This window comes from Parafrankia sp. EUN1f (genome assembly GCF_000177675.1).
Taxonomy (GTDB): domain Bacteria; phylum Actinomycetota; class Actinomycetes; order Frankiales; family Frankiaceae; genus Parafrankia.
In genome coordinates, this window is record NZ_ADGX01000041.1 from 1 (window position 1) to 15,819 (window position 15,819).

11 protein-coding genes and 2 pseudogenes are annotated in these 15,819 nt (G+C 71.5%); 4 read left to right on the forward strand and 9 right to left on the reverse strand.

Annotated elements, in window-relative coordinates; all coding sequences use genetic code 11:
* Window positions 1-56 precede the first annotated feature (56 nt).
* From FREUN1FDRAFT_RS14510 to FREUN1FDRAFT_RS48020, 5 genes and pseudogenes are all read right to left on the reverse strand, one after another.
* Entirely contained in the window at window positions 57-890 is an 834-nt protein-coding gene (locus tag FREUN1FDRAFT_RS14510) for an SDR family NAD(P)-dependent oxidoreductase (protein ID WP_006540838.1), read from the reverse strand.
* 115 nt (window positions 891-1,005) lie between these two features.
* Window positions 1,006-2,193 (reverse strand): thiolase family protein, encoded by a 1,188-nt coding sequence (locus tag FREUN1FDRAFT_RS14515; RefSeq protein WP_006540839.1) that lies wholly within the window; start codon window positions 2,191-2,193, stop codon window positions 1,006-1,008.
* Window positions 2,190-2,738, reverse strand: a complete 549-nt coding sequence (locus FREUN1FDRAFT_RS14520) for a Zn-ribbon domain-containing OB-fold protein (protein ID WP_006540840.1) — start codon at window positions 2,736-2,738, stop codon at window positions 2,190-2,192. Before FREUN1FDRAFT_RS14520 ends, FREUN1FDRAFT_RS14515 begins: the two co-directional genes overlap by 4 nt.
* A 19-nt stretch (window positions 2,739-2,757) precedes the next feature.
* Window positions 2,758-3,079 (reverse strand): annotated as a pseudogene (locus FREUN1FDRAFT_RS48015) (RNA-guided endonuclease TnpB family protein); the annotation flags it as partial.
* 59 nt (window positions 3,080-3,138) lie between these two features.
* Window positions 3,139-3,264: pseudogene (locus FREUN1FDRAFT_RS48020) on the reverse strand (helix-turn-helix domain-containing protein); the annotation flags it as partial.
* Window positions 3,265-3,709: 445 nt separating this feature from the next.
* On the opposite strand from FREUN1FDRAFT_RS48020, the gene FREUN1FDRAFT_RS14530 reads away from it, so the two are divergent.
* Genes FREUN1FDRAFT_RS14530 through FREUN1FDRAFT_RS14540 form a run of 3 tightly spaced genes read left to right on the forward strand, consistent with a single transcriptional unit; the run spans window position 3,710 to window position 8,439 of the window.
* A complete protein-coding gene (locus FREUN1FDRAFT_RS14530; protein WP_006540842.1) occupies window positions 3,710-4,780 on the forward strand; it encodes an LLM class flavin-dependent oxidoreductase in 1,071 nt (356 codons plus the stop codon).
* Window positions 4,777-7,179 carry a CoA transferase gene (locus tag FREUN1FDRAFT_RS14535; protein ID WP_006540843.1) on the forward strand — a complete coding sequence of 801 codons (2,403 nt, stop codon included), beginning with the start codon at window positions 4,777-4,779 and terminating at the stop codon, window positions 7,177-7,179. The genes FREUN1FDRAFT_RS14530 and FREUN1FDRAFT_RS14535 overlap by 4 nt, the downstream gene beginning before the upstream one ends.
* Before the next feature lie 36 nt (window positions 7,180-7,215).
* The gene (locus FREUN1FDRAFT_RS14540) at window positions 7,216-8,439 is read left to right on the forward strand and encodes an amidohydrolase family protein (protein ID WP_006540844.1); all 1,224 of its coding nucleotides are present in this window, start codon (window positions 7,216-7,218) and stop codon (window positions 8,437-8,439) included.
* On the opposite strand, the gene FREUN1FDRAFT_RS48025 is transcribed toward FREUN1FDRAFT_RS14540, so the two are convergent.
* Both FREUN1FDRAFT_RS48025 and FREUN1FDRAFT_RS14545 read right to left on the reverse strand, forming a co-directional pair.
* Window positions 8,398-8,532, reverse strand: coding sequence for a pentapeptide repeat-containing protein (locus tag FREUN1FDRAFT_RS48025; protein ID WP_083828688.1), 135 nt, complete (start codon window positions 8,530-8,532; stop codon window positions 8,398-8,400). The two genes, FREUN1FDRAFT_RS14540 and FREUN1FDRAFT_RS48025, sit on opposite strands and share 42 nt — an antisense overlap.
* A 338-nt stretch (window positions 8,533-8,870) precedes the next feature.
* Window positions 8,871-9,872 carry a septum formation family protein gene (locus FREUN1FDRAFT_RS14545; RefSeq protein ID WP_006540845.1) on the reverse strand — a complete coding sequence of 334 codons (1,002 nt, stop codon included), beginning with the start codon at window positions 9,870-9,872 and terminating at the stop codon, window positions 8,871-8,873.
* Between the two features lie 394 nt (window positions 9,873-10,266).
* On the opposite strand from FREUN1FDRAFT_RS14545, the gene FREUN1FDRAFT_RS14550 reads away from it, so the two are divergent.
* Entirely contained in the window at window positions 10,267-11,751 is a 1,485-nt protein-coding gene (locus tag FREUN1FDRAFT_RS14550) for an ATP-binding protein (RefSeq protein ID WP_232295199.1), read from the forward strand.
* Window positions 11,752-11,797: 46 nt separating this feature from the next.
* On the opposite strand, the gene FREUN1FDRAFT_RS14555 is transcribed toward FREUN1FDRAFT_RS14550, so the two are convergent.
* Window positions 11,798-13,141, reverse strand: coding sequence for a septum formation family protein (locus FREUN1FDRAFT_RS14555; RefSeq protein ID WP_006540847.1), 1,344 nt, complete (start codon window positions 13,139-13,141; stop codon window positions 11,798-11,800).
* A gap of 183 nt (window positions 13,142-13,324) precedes the next feature.
* A complete protein-coding gene (locus FREUN1FDRAFT_RS14560) occupies window positions 13,325-14,974 on the reverse strand; it encodes an amidohydrolase family protein (RefSeq protein ID WP_006540848.1) in 1,650 nt (549 codons plus the stop codon).
* Window positions 14,975-15,819: the final 845 nt, after the last annotated feature.

The window sequence follows — 15,819 nt, forward strand, 5'->3', positions numbered from 1 at the left end:
CGAAGTACATCCGCTGTTCAGCCCAGATTTTCGCTGTTCGCTGTTCGCTGTTCGGGCTATTCCTGCACGCCGCGCAGGTGCGGGGCCATCATCAGCGGGGTGACGCTGAGAACACCGGAATCCACCGGCAGTGTCACCCCGGTCACCCAGCGCGCCTCGTCGGAGGCGAGGTAGCCGACCGCCCAGCCGACATCCCAGCCGGTGCCGGGCGTGCCCAGCAGGCCCGCCTCGTTGCGGAGCCGGGTACGGAAGTCGGCGGCCGCGTCCTGGCCCGACACCGAGTTGACCATCGGAGTCGTGATGTGGCCGGGCGCGATCGCGTTCACCCGGATTCCGTCCCGGCCGTGGGAGTAGGCCATGTCGACCGTCATCGCGAGGATCGCGCCCTTGGCGGCGGAGTAGGCGATGGTGCCGTCACCGCGAAGCGCGGAGATCGACGAGATGTTGACGATCGAACCGGCTCCCTTCGCGGCCATCACCGGAACCGCGTACTTCGACGCGAGGAAGACCGTGCGCAGGTTCAGGTTGAGGCTGCGGTCCCACGCCTCCTCGGTGGTGTCGACGACGGTCCCGACCGAGGCCAGGCCTATGTTGTTGACGAGGATGTCCACCGTGCCGAACGTGTCGACGGCGGCGTCGACCATCGCCTCACAGTCGGCCGCGCTGGTCACGTCGGCGCCGAAGACCCGGGCCTTGCCGCCCTCGTCCTCGATCATCTGTAACGTCTCCTCGGCCCGCTCGGGATGCAGGTCGACGAGCAGGACGCTCGCGCCTTCCCGGGCGAGCACCACCGCGCTGGCCTTGCCGGTCCCCATCCCGGGACCCGGCGTGGAGCCGGCGCCCGTGACGATGGCGACCTTTCCCTCGACCCGTCCAGTTCCACGTGGCATCGCCGTCTCCTTGCTCTCGCCCCGCCTCGTACCCGGTGTGTGTCGGTACAGCTTCGGTACAGCTCGTTCGCTGGTCAGTGCGGCCAGCGCGGCTAGCGCCAGCGGGTCAGCGCGGCTAGCGCCAGCGGGTCAGCAGGGCCGCGCCGGCCTCGAAGCCGCCCACGTTGGTCACCGCCGCCACCTCGGCGCCGGCGACCTGCCGGGCACCCGCCTCACCCCGCAGCTGGCGGACGGCCTCCGCCGTGTGCCCGAAGGACGCGTGCAGCCGACCGCCGGAAAGCTGCCCGCCCCAGGTGTTGAGCGGCAGCTCACCGCCGAGCCCGATCCGCTTCCCGCCCTCGACGAAGTCGCCGGCCTCGCCGGTGCCGCAGAACCCCATGGCCTCCAGCCACCACACCGCCTCGATCATGAAGCCGTCGTAGAGCTGGGCGACGTCGACGTCGGCCGGGCGCAGGCTCGTCCGGTTCCACATCGCCGCCGCGGTGGCGTAGCCGACCCGGCTCATGTCCTCCCACTGCTCCCAGGACGGACGTCCGTCCACCACCCCGGCCATCGCCTCGATGGCGACCGGTGCCCGCAGGTCCGCGGCGGCGTCCGCGGTGGAGATGACGATCGCGGTCGCGCCGTCGACGGGCACGTCGCAGTCGTACAGGCAGATCGGCGTGGAGATCATGCGGGAGGCCAGGTAGTCGTCCACGGTGAGCGGGTCGCGGTAGACGGCGTCCGGGTTGAGCGCCGCGTGCGCGCGCTGGGTCACCGGGATCCAGGCGAGCTGCTCACGGGTCACGCCGTAGTCGTGCATGTAGCGGGTGGCGTATGGGGCGACCTGGCACACCGGGGAGAGCGCGCCGATCGGCAGCAGCCAGGCGAGCGGGCCCTCGGCCGCCGGATGGATCGAGCCGTAGGCGGGCCGGCCACCGGCGTTGCGGGCCGCGCTGCCCTCCTTCACCGTCCGCCAGATGACGACATGCCTGGCCTGCCCGGTGGCTACGGCCTGCGCGGGGCCGTAGAACGGCAGGCTCATGCCCTCGACCTGGCCCTGCCGCCAGGACGTCGTGATGCGCAGCGCGTCCTGGATCTCGTACAGGTTGCCGTTCGCGTAGCCGGGCAGGTTGGCCTTGCCCCCGCCGGGGAACATGGCGAGCCCGTCGATGTCGTCGACGGTGAGCCCGGCGTCGGCGATCGCCGCCAGCACGGCGTCGAGGGTGAGCTGGAACCCGGACCGGTCGAGGCGCCGCCCGACAGCGGACTGCCCGATCCCGGAGATGACGGCCCGCCGCTCGAAGTGGTCGGCGCCGGTCATGACCCCGCACCGCCCGCCGCGCCGGAGTGGTCCGCGTCACCAGGGGCGTCCGCGTCGCCGGGGGCATTCACGGCGCCGGGCACGGCGACGAAGCTGGGGACGGCGTAGCCGCCTGGTCCTGGTTCGAAGCCGACCTCGACCTCGGCGCCGATGGCCACCTCCTCGGGGGCGCAGCCGCGCAGCCGGCCGGCGACCCGCACTCCGGGATGCCCCGGGAACTCGACGAGGACGATCGCGTAGGGCACCTCCAGCCCGGGCAGCCAGCGCTGGTGGTTGACGGTGAAGCTGTAGACGCGGCCCCGCTCGGTGATCTCCACGAACTCGACCGGCCGGTGGCGGCAGGTCCGGCAGACCCCGTAGGGCGGGAACGACTCGGCGCCGCAGGCGCCGCAGTGCTCGACGAGGAGGCGACCCTGCGCGGCGGCGGCCCAGAACGGTTCGGTCTCCTCCGTCACCGCCGGCGGAATGCCGACCGGCGCCTTGACATTCTCCCCGTCCTGAAGTCCGGTGATTCCCGCCCTCGCGGGCAGGTTTTCCTGCTTCATTGACAGACGCCTCCCTGTTCTAGGAACGGGGTGGTCTCACTCCGTCTCCACAGGCTGACACCGTGAGCCCCACGGCCAGAAGGTTCCGTGCCGCGTTCACATCCCGGTCGTGCACCACGCCGCAACGGCAGGTCCACCCCCGGATGTTCAGCGGCAGGGATTCGACCTGTGCCCCGCAGGACGAACAGGTCTTCGAGCTCGGATACCAGCGGTCGACGGCGATGACCGTCCGGCCATACCAGCCGGCCTTGTACTCCAGCATCCGGCCGCAACTCCGACCACGACGCGTCCGAGATCGCGCGGGCAAGGGAACGATTTCGGACCATGTTCCGGACCACCAGAGCATTTTGTCGGTCTCGGCATGACTGATCCGGCGCTGCTCCCCGACCCAGGCGCGGTGCCGTTCGGCCAGCGCGCGGTTGTACACATAGCGCACACAACCGAAGGTTCTCGCGAGGTTCTCGACCTGTTCCTGATTCGGGTAGAAACGGTACCTGTATGCCCGCTTCACCACCCGACTCCCCATAACCGGAAGAATACAACACGCCACTTACCGTGACGGCGGAGTGATGCGCTGGCCCCACCCTGAAGGACGGAGCCTGCGCGCTACCTCGGCTGGTCACGCCACGCGCCCCGGTCTGACCGGCTCCGGACCGGGGGCCGGTGCAGACGCCAGACCCGTCGACGGGTCTGGTCGAGCTTCCCCTCGAACCACTAAAAAGTGTACGCTCACTCCGCTATTCTGCCACGCAAGCTCGGCCGTGCGTGCCGACATTCCGCGACTGACGCCGGCAAGAGCCGAGGTCACGGCCCGCACCGGTCCGAACGCGGGGCGCCGGCAGCCTGCGGCCCGCAGCCTCGGGCGGGGCCGGCGCCCTCGGCCGGGTTCGGACCCGGCCGACCGGCCAGCCGGCCAACCGGCCAGCCGGCCAGTGCACGCGCTCGACTGGTCGTCCGCGAAGGAGCCCTTGTTGCCAGACAACCACATCGTCTTCGGAGCAGCGGCGATTCCCGAGCCGGACCGGGCGTGGCTCGCCGCCGCCGAGCGCCTCCCGATCGAGTCCGTCTGGCATGGCGGGCACGTCCTGCCGCGGACGGGCACCGGTGAGGCGCTCACCCGGCTCGCGCTGATGACGGCCTGGACCGAGCGGGTCCGCGTCGGCACCGCCGTCCTGCTGGCCCCGCTCTACCAGCCGGTCGTGCTCGCCAAGCAGATCGCCGATCTCGACGTGCACAGCGGCGGGCGGCTCTCGATCGGGGTCGGGGTCGGCGGCGAGTTCCCGCACGAGTTCGACGCCGTCGGCGTGCCGGTCGCCGAGCGCGGGCCGCGCACCGACGAGACCCTGGAGATCCTGCGCGCGCTGTGGAGCGGGGGCCCGGTCAGCCACCACGGCAAGTTCTTCCACTTCGACGACGTCGAGCTGCACCCGGTGGCGTTAAGGGACACAGCCGGTGCCGCGCCCCGGACGGCCCGGCCCGGTGGGCCGCCGCTGCTGGTCTCCGGCCGCAAGGGCGCCGCGATGCGCCGCGCGGCCCGCCTCGGCAACGGCTGGATGCCGTACCTCGTCTCCCCGGACGCCTACGCCCGGACCGTCAAGACCGTCCGCGAGCACGCCGAATCCGCTGGTCGTGACCTCGACGCGAGCGGCTTCGAGTGGATGATCTTCCTGTACTGCTCGATCCGCCGCGACCGGGACCGCGCCCGGGACGACGTCGCGAAGTTCCTCGGCAAGGCCTACGGAGACAAGCCGGGCAGCATGCTGGACCGCATCGCCCCCGCCGGCACGCCCGAGGACGTCGCAGCCCGCCTCCAGGAGTACGTCAACGCCGGTGTGCGCCACTTTGTGATCTCACCCGCCGCGCACGAGGACACCCTCGACGTGATCACCCTCGCGGCCGAGGAGGTGCTGCCGAGGCTGGTCGCCCCACCGGCACCCGAAGCCGGGCCCGAACCCGGCGGGGCCGAACCCGGCGGGGCCGCCGTCGAACCGTCCGCGGCCGCGAGCGGGCTGTCCACGTCGGCCGCCGGGAGCGCCTCATGAGCGCGGCCGTCGCCGCCGCCGGGGCGCAGCGCCCGTGCGCGGGGCTGACCGTCGTCGAGGTCGCCGTCGGCACCAGCGACCTCGGGCTGGGGCTCGCCGGCGGCGTGCCCGGCATGATCTTCGCCGACCTCGGCGCTCGGGTCGTGCGCGTGGTGGGCACGGCGACACCCGAGCTCGACGAGGAGGTCGCCTGGGGCCAGGTCTGGCACCGCGACAAGCACCTGGTCGTCACCGACGACCCGGCGCGGATCCGTGACCTGTTGCTCGGTGCGGACGTGGCCATCGTCTACGGCCCCGAGCAGCTCGTCGAGGAGCGCGGACTGGGCTGCCTCGAGCTCACCACCGCCCACCCGGGCCTGGTCTACCTGCGCTGCCGGCCCAGCCGGACGTCCAAGGGCACCGCGGCGGACTTCGGACTGCTCGTCGAGGCACGCGCCGGCTTCTGCACCCAGCTGGCCGGGCACCGCCCGGGCCCGATCTTCGTCGACGCGCAGGCGTCAGGCAGCGGCACGGCGTTCCTGCTCACGACCTCGGCGCTCGCGCTGCTGCGCCGCCGGGCCGCGACGGGCCACGGCGGCTGGGCCGAGACGTCCCTCTACGACGGTCTGCTGGCCACCCTCGGCTGCATGATCGGGCGCTCCGAGCGGGCCGCCACGGAGATCGAGTCGTACTGGGAGAAGGGCTCGACCTTCCCCAACTTCCTCTACCGCTGCGCGGACGGCGAGCTGCTCCAGGTCTGGTTCGGCGGCAAGGGCATGTACGCGCGCCTCATCGAGGTGCTCGGCGACACCCCCAGCGCGGAGGGCTACTACGCCGACCAGATGACCGGGGCGCTGAACGAGCGCGCCCGGCGCTGGCGGTCCCCGTTCGCGCTGCGGCCGCGGGCGGACTGGCTGACCCGGCTGCGGGCCGCCGGGATCGCCTGTGAGCCGGTGCTGCGCCCCGGTGAGGCGCTCGCCGACCCACACCTGACCGAGATCGGCCTCGCCGTAACCCGTTCCGAGGCGGGCCACGAGGACGTCGTCGTCGGCTCGCCGATCTCCGTCCAGTCAGTGGAGCCGGCCACCGGCACCGACGCCGGCGCCGACAGCGCCGCGGGCAGGCGTGGCCCACAGGCGGGAGGGGCGCCGGGGCTCGCGCTGCACGGCGTGCGGGTCCTGGACTTCTCGGCCTTCGTGGCCGGCCCGCTCGCCGCCCAGGTGCTGGCTGACCTGGGCGCGGACGTCATCAAGGTCGAGCCGCCGGGCGGTGAGGCGATGCGGGCCGCGGCCTACGCGGTGGCCGCCTGCCAGCGCGGCAAGCGCAGCCTCGCCATGGACCTGGGCGCCGCCGAGACCAGGCCGGTCGTCGAGCGGCTGATCCGCTGGGCCGACGTCGTCCTGCACAACTTCCGCGTCGGCGTGGCCGAGCGGCTGCGCATCGACGCCGACACCGTCGCCGCGCTCAACCCGAGCGCCGTCTACTGCCACGCCAGCGCCTTCGGGCCGTCCGGGCCGCGGGCGAAGCACCCCGGCAACGACGCGCTGATGCAGGCGCTGACCGGGCTGGAGCAGGCCGTCGGCGGCGCCGGGAACGACCCGGTGGCCCCGACCTGGATCCCGCTGGACATGACGGGTGGCTGGGTCGCCGCGGCCGGGATCCTCGCCGGGCTGTACGCGCGGGAGGCCACCGGGCGCGGGCAGCGGGTCGATACCAGCCTGCTCGGTGCCGGGATGCTCCTGCAGAGCGGCGTGTTCTTCCGGGACGGCGAACCCGTGGCCACCCCCACCCTGGACGCCGCCCAGACGGGCTACGGCCCGGGCTACCGCATCTACCCGGCCCGGGACGGCCGCTGGTTCGCGCTCGTCGTGCCGGACCGGGACGCCTGGCAGCGCCTGCGCGCCCTGCCACCGCCCGCCGGCGTGGGCGTCAGCGGCGGAAGCGGCACCGGCACCGGCACCGGCACGCCGGTAACCGGCGGTGAATCCCTGCCCGAGGTGTACGTCCCGCTGCGCGGCGGCGCGCAGGACGCGCTCGCCCGCCAGGCGGAGGCCACGCTGGAGGCGACGTTCGCGACCGCGACCGCGGCCGAGTGGGTGGCGCACCTGCGTGCGCACGGCGTGGCGGCCGAGCTGGTCGACGAGCCCGACCGGGACGGGTTCCGCCGCGCGGTGCTGGACGATCCGGTGAACCGCCAGCTCGGGCGGGTCGCATCCTACGACGTGGCGGACTGGGGCTGGTTCGAGCAGATCGGGCCGCTGCTGCGATACGGCCCGCGCACTCCGGAGGCACCCCGGCCGACGCTCCCCGGTATCGGCGAGCACAGCACGGACGTCCTGACCGCGCTCGGCTTCTCCGCGGAGGAGATCAACAGCCTGTTGGCCAGCAAGAGCATCCACCAGGCGGGCCAGGTCCTATAATGAGCGGGTGTTCACTATCTTTGTGGAGGTGGATCGGTGGACTACGAGCTGATCGATGCCGACGGCCACTACTACGAACCGGATGACTGCTTCTCCCGACACATCGAGTCCCGTTGGAAGAACGAGACCGTGCGGGTGGAACGCGGCACGGACGGTCTCGGCCGGGTCTTCATCGGCGACCGCCGCACCTTCATGAGCGTCATGCCCGGTGACTACGCCTCCGCCCCCGGAGCGCTGCAGGGGCTGTTCGTCGGCGAGGTCGCCGACGGCTTCACCCACCGGGAGGTCCTCAACGCCAAGGACCACCCCGCCTTCATCGAGCGGCCCGCCCGGCTGCGCCTGATGGACGACCAGGGCGTCGAGGCGAGCATCATGCTGCCGACGCTCGGCGTGGCCGTCGAGCAGGACATGGTGGATGACATCGAGCTCACCTACGCGAGCCTGCGGGCGTTCAACCGCTGGTTGGAGGAGGACTGGGGCTACGCGGCGGAGAACCGGATCTTCGCCGTGCCGATGCTCTCCCTGCTCGACCTCGACCACTGCCTGGTCGAGCTACGCCGGGTGCTCGACGCCGGGGCCCGCCTGGTGCACCTGCGCCCTGGCCCGGTCGGGGGGCGCTCCCCCGCCGACCCGGTGTTCGACCCGTTCTGGGCGACGGTCGCCGAGGCCGGCGTCGGGGTCGTCTTCCACGTCTCCAACAGCGGCTACAACCTGGCCTACGGAAGCCTGTGGTCGGAGGACGCAGGCAACCCGTCCCATCGCCAGTCACCGCTGCAGTGGGCGCTGTGCAACACCGAGCGCCCGATCGTCGACACCCTGACCGCCCTGACCCTGCACAATCTCTTCGGCCGCCACCCCGGCGTGAAGATCGTCTCGATCGAGAACGGCAGCAACTGGGTCCGGCACCTGCTCAAGACCGTCGACAAGGCGGCGGCCCTGGGCCGGCGCGGCCCGATGATCGGCGGCGCGCTCAGCGCCCGCCCGAGCGAGATGCTCACCGAGCATCTGTGGGTCTGCCCGTTCCCGGAGGACGACGTCCACGACCTGATCGACATCCTCGGCCCGGACCAGGTCCTCTTCGGCTCGGACTACCCGCACCCCGAAGGCCTGCGCCAGCCGGTCGACTACGTGGAGCGCCTGGACACCTGTGAGCCGGCGGTGGCCCGCAAGATCCTGCGCGGCAACACGGCGGAGCTGCTGCGCATCCCCGACACCGGCTCAGAGCGGCCCCGCCAGGCACAGGCCGCTGTTCAGGCCTGAACGGCGCAGGTCTGAACGGCGCAGGTCTGAACGGCGCAGGTCTGAACGGCGCAGGTCTGAACGGCGCAGGTCTGAACGGACTGGCGCCGGCATCCGGCAACTGGCAGCCGCCGGACGAAAACCTGAGGATTGTGGCCACCGCGAACCCCGAAGCGTGTAACGGAATCCCGGGCTTCGGGCTCCAGGCTTCGGGCTTCGGGCTTCCGCTGATGCCGCCGCCGCCGCCGAGCAAGAAGTGAGGATTTTGGCTGCTAAAACAACCGAAATCCTCACTTCTTGTTGATTGCCAAGTCTTGTTTGCGGCTATTGGCATGATTGCTGGCACCGCGGTCGGTGGCAGAATCTCACCGTCGCAGTAATCACCGGCCGGCCGCCCGCGGTTCCACGGAACCGGACGCATCACGCGGGCCCGCCCAGGTGGCCGGTCCGGGTCAGGCCGCCGGCACGGGCAGGGCCGCGTGGACCGGCACCGGTGTTCCGTTCCCGTCGACGAAACCGACATAGCAGTTCGTCCGGCGGGTGCCCGCGCGCCAGCTCTCCGGTTCGATGGTGTTCCACTGCGGCGTCAGCAAGGCGGACTCGAAACGCTCCGTCCGCAGGTAGGGCGCGGCCAGTTCGGCGCACCGCGGGCCCACCTGCTCGTCGAGCCAGCTGTCGGACGGCGGGCCGCCTCCCGGCGGAGTGCCCGGCACGGTGACGGCCCCGATGCTCTGCAGATTGTGGGGGGCGCCGCAGGGCGTCTCGATCATGTGGTCCGCGTCGTCACTGAAGCAGGTTCCGACAGCGCGCACCCGGGTCTGGTCAGCGCCCCGGACGGCGCCCTCGAACGGCGGGAAGGCGACCGGCGAAGGGTCCGTCTCGGAGGCGCTCGACCCGATCCCGCACGTGATCGACCGGTCGCCTTCCTCCCATCCCAGCTGCTCCGGATGGATCACGGCGGGACCGAAGCGCCCGTACGGGTCGAGGGGATAGCCGAGGTATTCACCGATCATCTCCGAGCAGTACCGGCCGGCGATATCGGACCACTCCTCGGGCCTGGGAAAGAAAGCCGAGCCCGAATACTCCCCGCTGAGGTCCGCCCGGTCGACCGCCTCGAAGAGGTGGCGATCCGCGCAGGGGACGTCCTTCACATACGACCTGGCGAGATCCTGCTCCCAGGTGTAGCAGTGCCCGGTCGCATAGATGTACTGCTCGAGCTCGACGTTCCGGTCCGCGCCTGCGCTGGTGGGTGACGACGATGGGAGCGGCTTCCCGCCCACCGGCGCGTCGATCCCCGTCGCGGCAGCGGAGTCGTCCTGAGAGGAGTCGTCGGAGCGAACCTCCACCAGGGCGTAGACGACCGCGCCGGCAAGCACGACGTTGATCGCGATGGTCACCGCGTGCCCACGCCAGCCCCGTCGCCACCTGTTGGCACGTTCTCGGTTGACGGGCATGACGGCTCCCACTCCCTGGGCACGAGGATCAGTACGCGCCGCGACGGTTCGAGCCACCGACCCGCGTGTTCGTGAATCTGCGGGGTCTCGCCTCGCCCCTGCCACCGGCGGCACCCACCACCGGCAGCGCAGCAGGCCATCCTAGGACAAGCTGTGAAAAAGTTCGCATCGAGCCCGTCTGGGCTGACAACGGGTCAGGCGCACAACTGAGCCGGCCTGCACCGCACCGCACCGCACCGCGAAATGTAACCACGCCTGGTTACATTTCGCGGGCCACGCGACGCCGCAGGTCATGCCAGGCGCTGCAGCGGACTTCAGCCGCCTCGGCCCCGATCTCGGGGTGTCAAATATAACCCCCACGCCAAATGTAACCGCCCCGTGGTTACATTTGGGTGTGCCACGCGACGTGAGCCAGCTGATCGATCATCTCCGCCGCTCAGGTGGCGACACAACCGACGTCGAGGTCAAGTCCGCGGCAGGTGGCCTGCCTGCCTCGCTGACCGCAACGTTGAGCGCGTTGGCGAACCAGCCCGGCGGTGGGACTGTCATCCTGGGTCTCGACGAGCAGGCGGGGTTCCGCCCGGTCAGGCTTCCCGATCCACAGGTCCTCAAGCAGGGTCTGGCTGCCAAGGCCCGAGCATTCACCCCGCCGGTCCGCCTGACCATCGACGACGCGGAGGTCGACGGCACCGCTGTCATAGTCGCCCAGGTCCACGAGTGCGACCGGTCGGCCAAACCATGTCGCGTGGCGGCGACCGGCACGGCGTACCTCCGTGGCTACGACGGTGACTACGCACTTTCCGACCTGGACGAACAGGGTTTTCTCGCGGCCCGTCAACCGCCCCTGTTCGACCGGTCCCCCGTCGAGGACGCCACCATCGACGACCTCGACGCCGAGCTTGTCGACGCGTACCTGTCCGCCGTGCGCGACCGCGACCCGCTCGGACTCGGCCGCTTCCCCGACGATGACGAACTCCTCCGCCGCGCGGGTGTCACCCGCGACGGTGGGCAGCCGACTGTCGCCGGGATCCTCGCCCTCGGGGTCCATCCTCAGCAGTGGTTCCCTCGCTATGTCATCCAGGCCGCCGCGCAGCGCCTCCCCACCGACTCGGCCGCCACCCGGGCCCGCAACCAGGTCGTCATCAGCGGACCCATCCCGCGGATGCTCGACGCCGCACTGCTGTGGGCACGTCGGACCTTCGACACCGCGATCGTCGCCGAGCCGGACGGATCCGTCCACGACCGGCCGAGCTATCCGCTCGTCGCCTTCCGCGAGCTGGTCGCCAACGCGCTGGTCCACCGCGACCTCGACCACTGGTCCGCCGGGCTCGCCGTCGAGGTTCGGCTCCTGCGAGACCGCCTGATCGTGGCCAATCCCGGCGGACTCTACGGGATCACCGTCGACCGGCTCGGCCGCGACGCCGTGACCTCCGCACGCAACGCCCGGCTCGTCGCCATCTGCCAGCATGTGCGATCACCAGAGACCGGGGCTCGGGTGATCGAGGCCCTCGCCAGTGGAATACCCACCGTGACCGAATCCCTCGCCGACCAGGGGCTGCCTCCCGCCCACTACATCGACAGCGGCATCCGGTTCACCGTGGTCCTCCACCAGCACGCGACCGCACCGCCCGGGCCCGCCGAACGTACGACTGCCGAGACTTCTCTGGGTATCACGGAACGTCGCGTTCACCAGGCGCTGACCCAGAACGGAAAGACGGTCCGTGAGCTCTCCGAAGAACTCGCGCTTTCCGCCCCGAGTATCCGCAAGGCACTACGCGGCCTCCGCGACCGGGGACTGGCTACCCAGAGCGGCGGCAGAGGAAGAATCACTCTCTACCAAAGGAAAGAATTCCCGGCCGGGCCCGGCGGACCACGGTAGAGGGTCGACGCACCGGGACTGCGCCGACGGCATCGGTTGGCGGTGCTCAGACGTCGGCCGTGCCCGCCCCGGCCGCTGGATTCGCCGGGTCGAGCCGGCCGGTGGTCGCCACGGCTTGCCCCATGTCATCCACCAGGCCGACCAGACAGGTGGTGGAGCGGGTGCCCGCGCGCCAGCTCTCGGGACGGATCAGGTGCCAGTTGCCCTGGACAACCACGCCGCCGTTGCCACGGGCGCCGTTGCCGTGGCCCAGGTAGGGCGCGAACCGCGGCGCGCAGGCAGCCTCGGCGAGTTCGTCGAAGCGCTCGGCCGACGGCGGTGCGCCATCGACCGTGTCTGGCAGGACGGCCGTTCCGACGCTCTCGGTGTGATGGGGCTCCTCGCACGGAACCACGTCGTCGAGTTCGTCGGCGGCGTGCCGAAAGCAGGTACCCGCCGGGAAGATCATCGCCTGGTCCGCTCCCCGGACACCACCGGAAAACGTGTCGAGGAACCACGGCCGACTCGGATCGGCCTCGCCCTTGACGACCAGCCCACAGACGACCTCGCGACCGCCGCTGTCCCATTCCGGTCGCCTGGGGTGAATCGTGCTCGCGGCGTAGCGCCCGAACGGGTCGAGCGAATAGCCGAGGTATTTCGTGACCAGCGGGCCGCAGTGACGGTCCGCGACGTCGTTCCACTGTGATGGGTACGGGGCGTCATCGGGGTAGGCCGGGCCGAGGTCGAGCCTCCCGACCGCCTCGAACAGGTGCGGCGTGGCGCACGGAACGTCGTCAACCGAGACGTCGACGGGCACCTGTGTCCAGCGGTAGCAACGGCCTGATTCCCACTTCCACCGATGCAGCTCCGGAAGGCTCTCGTCCGAGGCATCGGCCGGTTCCCCGGCGGCCGGCCCGGTGGGATCGGCCGGCGAACTCGGCGCGGCGGCGGGCACCGTCGTGCGCGGTACGTCGTCGAGATCGAACTCCGAGCGGACGAACGCCACCAGGGTGCTGACCAGGAGGGTCAGGCTGATCACGGCGAGAATGACCCGGCCGCGGGTCCATCCACCGCCAGTCGCGGACGGCGACGACAGCAACGACCGACCGCGGGGCGGGCGCGGGGTGCGCCCCGCGGAGCCAGCCCAGCGCCCTCGCCTGGCTCGGGTAGGCCGCGGCTTCGCCAGCAGCGGCGACCGTTCATCCTCGGCCGCTCCGAAGCGGGCGATCGCATCCCGGGTGCGCGCCGGTGCCTCGTAACGGGTCGCCGCGGCGACGAACGCGTCGTCGAGGACCAGCCCGGCGAACGGGTCCGGCTCCGCGGCACCGGCCGGCGGCGCACCGTCATCCTTCGGGAGGGACGTGCCGTCGGCGGGAACGGCACCGTCAGGGGGCATGCCATCGGCGGGCATGTGCGGGCTCCTCGGGTCAGGGAATCATTCAGCTGGCCGCGGTCAGGCGGCGGACAGCACCATGAATCAACTGACACCCAATGCGCTGATCTGGCTACCGTCGGCTGCGCAGCAGGCCATAGTAGGACAGAAGGCAAAGGAGACCGCAATCGCCGCTATCGGGGCACACGGCTCGCGCGGTGATCAGGCGGTGCGGGCGTGCAGGAGGCGGCCGGGGGCGGCGTCGGGGAGGTCCTTGCCGGCGGTGCGGGTCGCGACGCCATTCACCCAGACGTACTCGATGCCGGTGCTGCGCACCACCAGGCGGTCCGCGCCGCCCGGCTGGTCACGGACCCGCTCGACCGGGGTCGTGCCCACCGTCGCCGGGTCGAAGGCGACCAGATCGGCGTGGAAGCCCTCCTGCACCAGGCCGCGGTCGGCGACGCGGAACGCCTGCGCCGGCTGGCCGGTGAGCCGCCACACCGCGTCCTCCAGCGACAGCACGCCACGCTCGCGGACCCAGTGGCCGAGCAGGTGGGTGGAGTAGCAGGCGTCACAGAGCTGGCTGGCGTGGGCGCCGGCGTCCGACAGCCCGAGCAGCGTGCGCCGGTCGGCGAGCAGGTCGCCGACCTCGGCATCGCCGTCGTTGTCGAGCACCACCCGGAAGCGCGTCAGCTCGGTGTCGCCCAGCGCCAGGTCGAGCATCAGGTCGAACGGGGTGGTGCCCCGCTCGGCGGCCAGCCGGTCGAGCGGGATGCCGACGGCGTCGTGGTGCGCGCCGGTCTCCTCGACGTCGATCTTGGGCCAGCGGTGGCTCCACGCGGCCAGCGTCGCCGGGCGGGCCCGGTCGCGCCAGGTCTGGTCCCGGTACAGGTCGGCGCGTTCCGCCCGCGGCCGGGCCAGGACTTCCTTCCACTCGTCGATCTCGGCGAGCGGCACCGGGTCGTCCATCGTGATCTGCATGACGATCGGGCGGCAGGCGATCTGCGGGTAGACCTCGCCGGGCAGCGCCGCGCCGCGCTCGACGGTGCGCAGCGCCGCGCCCGGCTTGTCCGCCCGGGCGACCAGCGCCGTCCAGGTCACCGGAACGTTGTAGCGGGTCGCGAGCTCGGAGAACTGGTCGACGAAAAGGCCGGGGCCGATGGAGACCTGCACGACGCCCCGGCCCAGCTCACCGAGCACCGAGACCAGCTCGTAGACCTCGCTGACCTCGGCGAATCGGCTGGGCACCGGACGCCCGTAGGCACCCTGGTGGGCGGGCTGGCGGGAGGTGGAGAACCCCAGCGCACCCGCGTCGAGCGCCTCACGGACGATCTCACGCATCCGCCCGATCTCCTCGGGCGTGGCTGCCCGCTCCTCGCCACCGGTGACGAACGCCCGCAGCGGCGAGTGCCCGAGAAAGGCACCGACGTTGAGGCGCTTGGGCCGGGCGTCGAGCGCGGCGAGGTACTCGGGGAAGGTCTCGAAGCACCAGTCGATGCCGGAGTCGAGCGCGTCCAGGGACATCCCCTCGACGTTCTCCAGGATGCGCATGATCGTGTCGCGGTGCTCGGGTCGGGTGGGGGCCACCCCGAAGCCACAGTTCCCCATGATCACGCTGGTGACGCCGTGCCAGCTCGACGGGGTGAGGTCACCGTCCCAGAGGATCTGCGCGTCGTAGTGCGTGTGGACGTCTATGAACCCCGGGGCGAGGGTGAGCCCGCCCAGGTCGACGATCTCCGTCCCGGCGGTGGGGGTCAGCTCGCCGGGCGCGGCGACGGCGACCACACGGCCGCCACTGACCGCGACCTCGGCGGGGCGGGCGGGAGCCCCCGTTCCGTCGATCAACGAGGCCTGACGCAGCAGGAGGTCCATCGAGACTCCGATCGGTCACCAGCGAGCAACGATCCCCACGAAGATAGCAAATGCTCACTTAGTTTTCGAGCGACCCGGCAAGACGCGGTGCCCGCCCGGCCCAGCGCCCGCCCGGCCCAGCGCCCGCTTGGCCCAGGGCCCGCTTGGCGCAGGGCGCAGCCCCCCGGCCGGCATCCCGACTGGACGGCCTGCCGGCTGGCATCCCGACTGGACGGCCTGCCGGCCGGACGACGCGACAGCGAAAGTGACAAGCTGACGTCAGCGTCAGAGCTTCGAATCAGGTCGCCGCAGGGCAGCCCCACCGAGACCACGGCCACCAGCGCCGAGCGGCCGCCCGGGCGGTCCCGGATCGTCATCGCCCGATCCGCGCCCAGTCCGCGCGCGGCTCACGTCGAATCTCGTGGATGCCGCCGAGGCGAAACGGGGCGACCGACAGCCCACCTGACCGGTTCCACGCCCTCTACCAGGGTCTTCAGAGCACCGACAGCCCGCCGGGTGGTGTTCCCCATCCCCTGCCTCGCCGCAGGCCGCGTAAGGCGGTGGCAGCGACTAAAGGCGTCCTTGTGGCCTCTTGCCTTCAGTGGCTTGCGGAACCCGCGCCGCTCGCGACGTCAACAGGTGTTCCGTAAGAGGTCACAGGGAGCCCTTTAGTTCCGCGAACGCGACGGCAGAACCCGCCACGAAAACCAGACAGCAGTGTCAGATCACCAACGCGCGTGTCCGGGCCGGGCAGCGCCCGGCCCCACCCGAACCCGGCCTCCGAACACGGCTTCCAGACCCGGCCCCATCCGGACACGGCCCGGCCCCGGCCTCGGCCCCGGCCTCCGGCCTCCACGCCCGGGTGC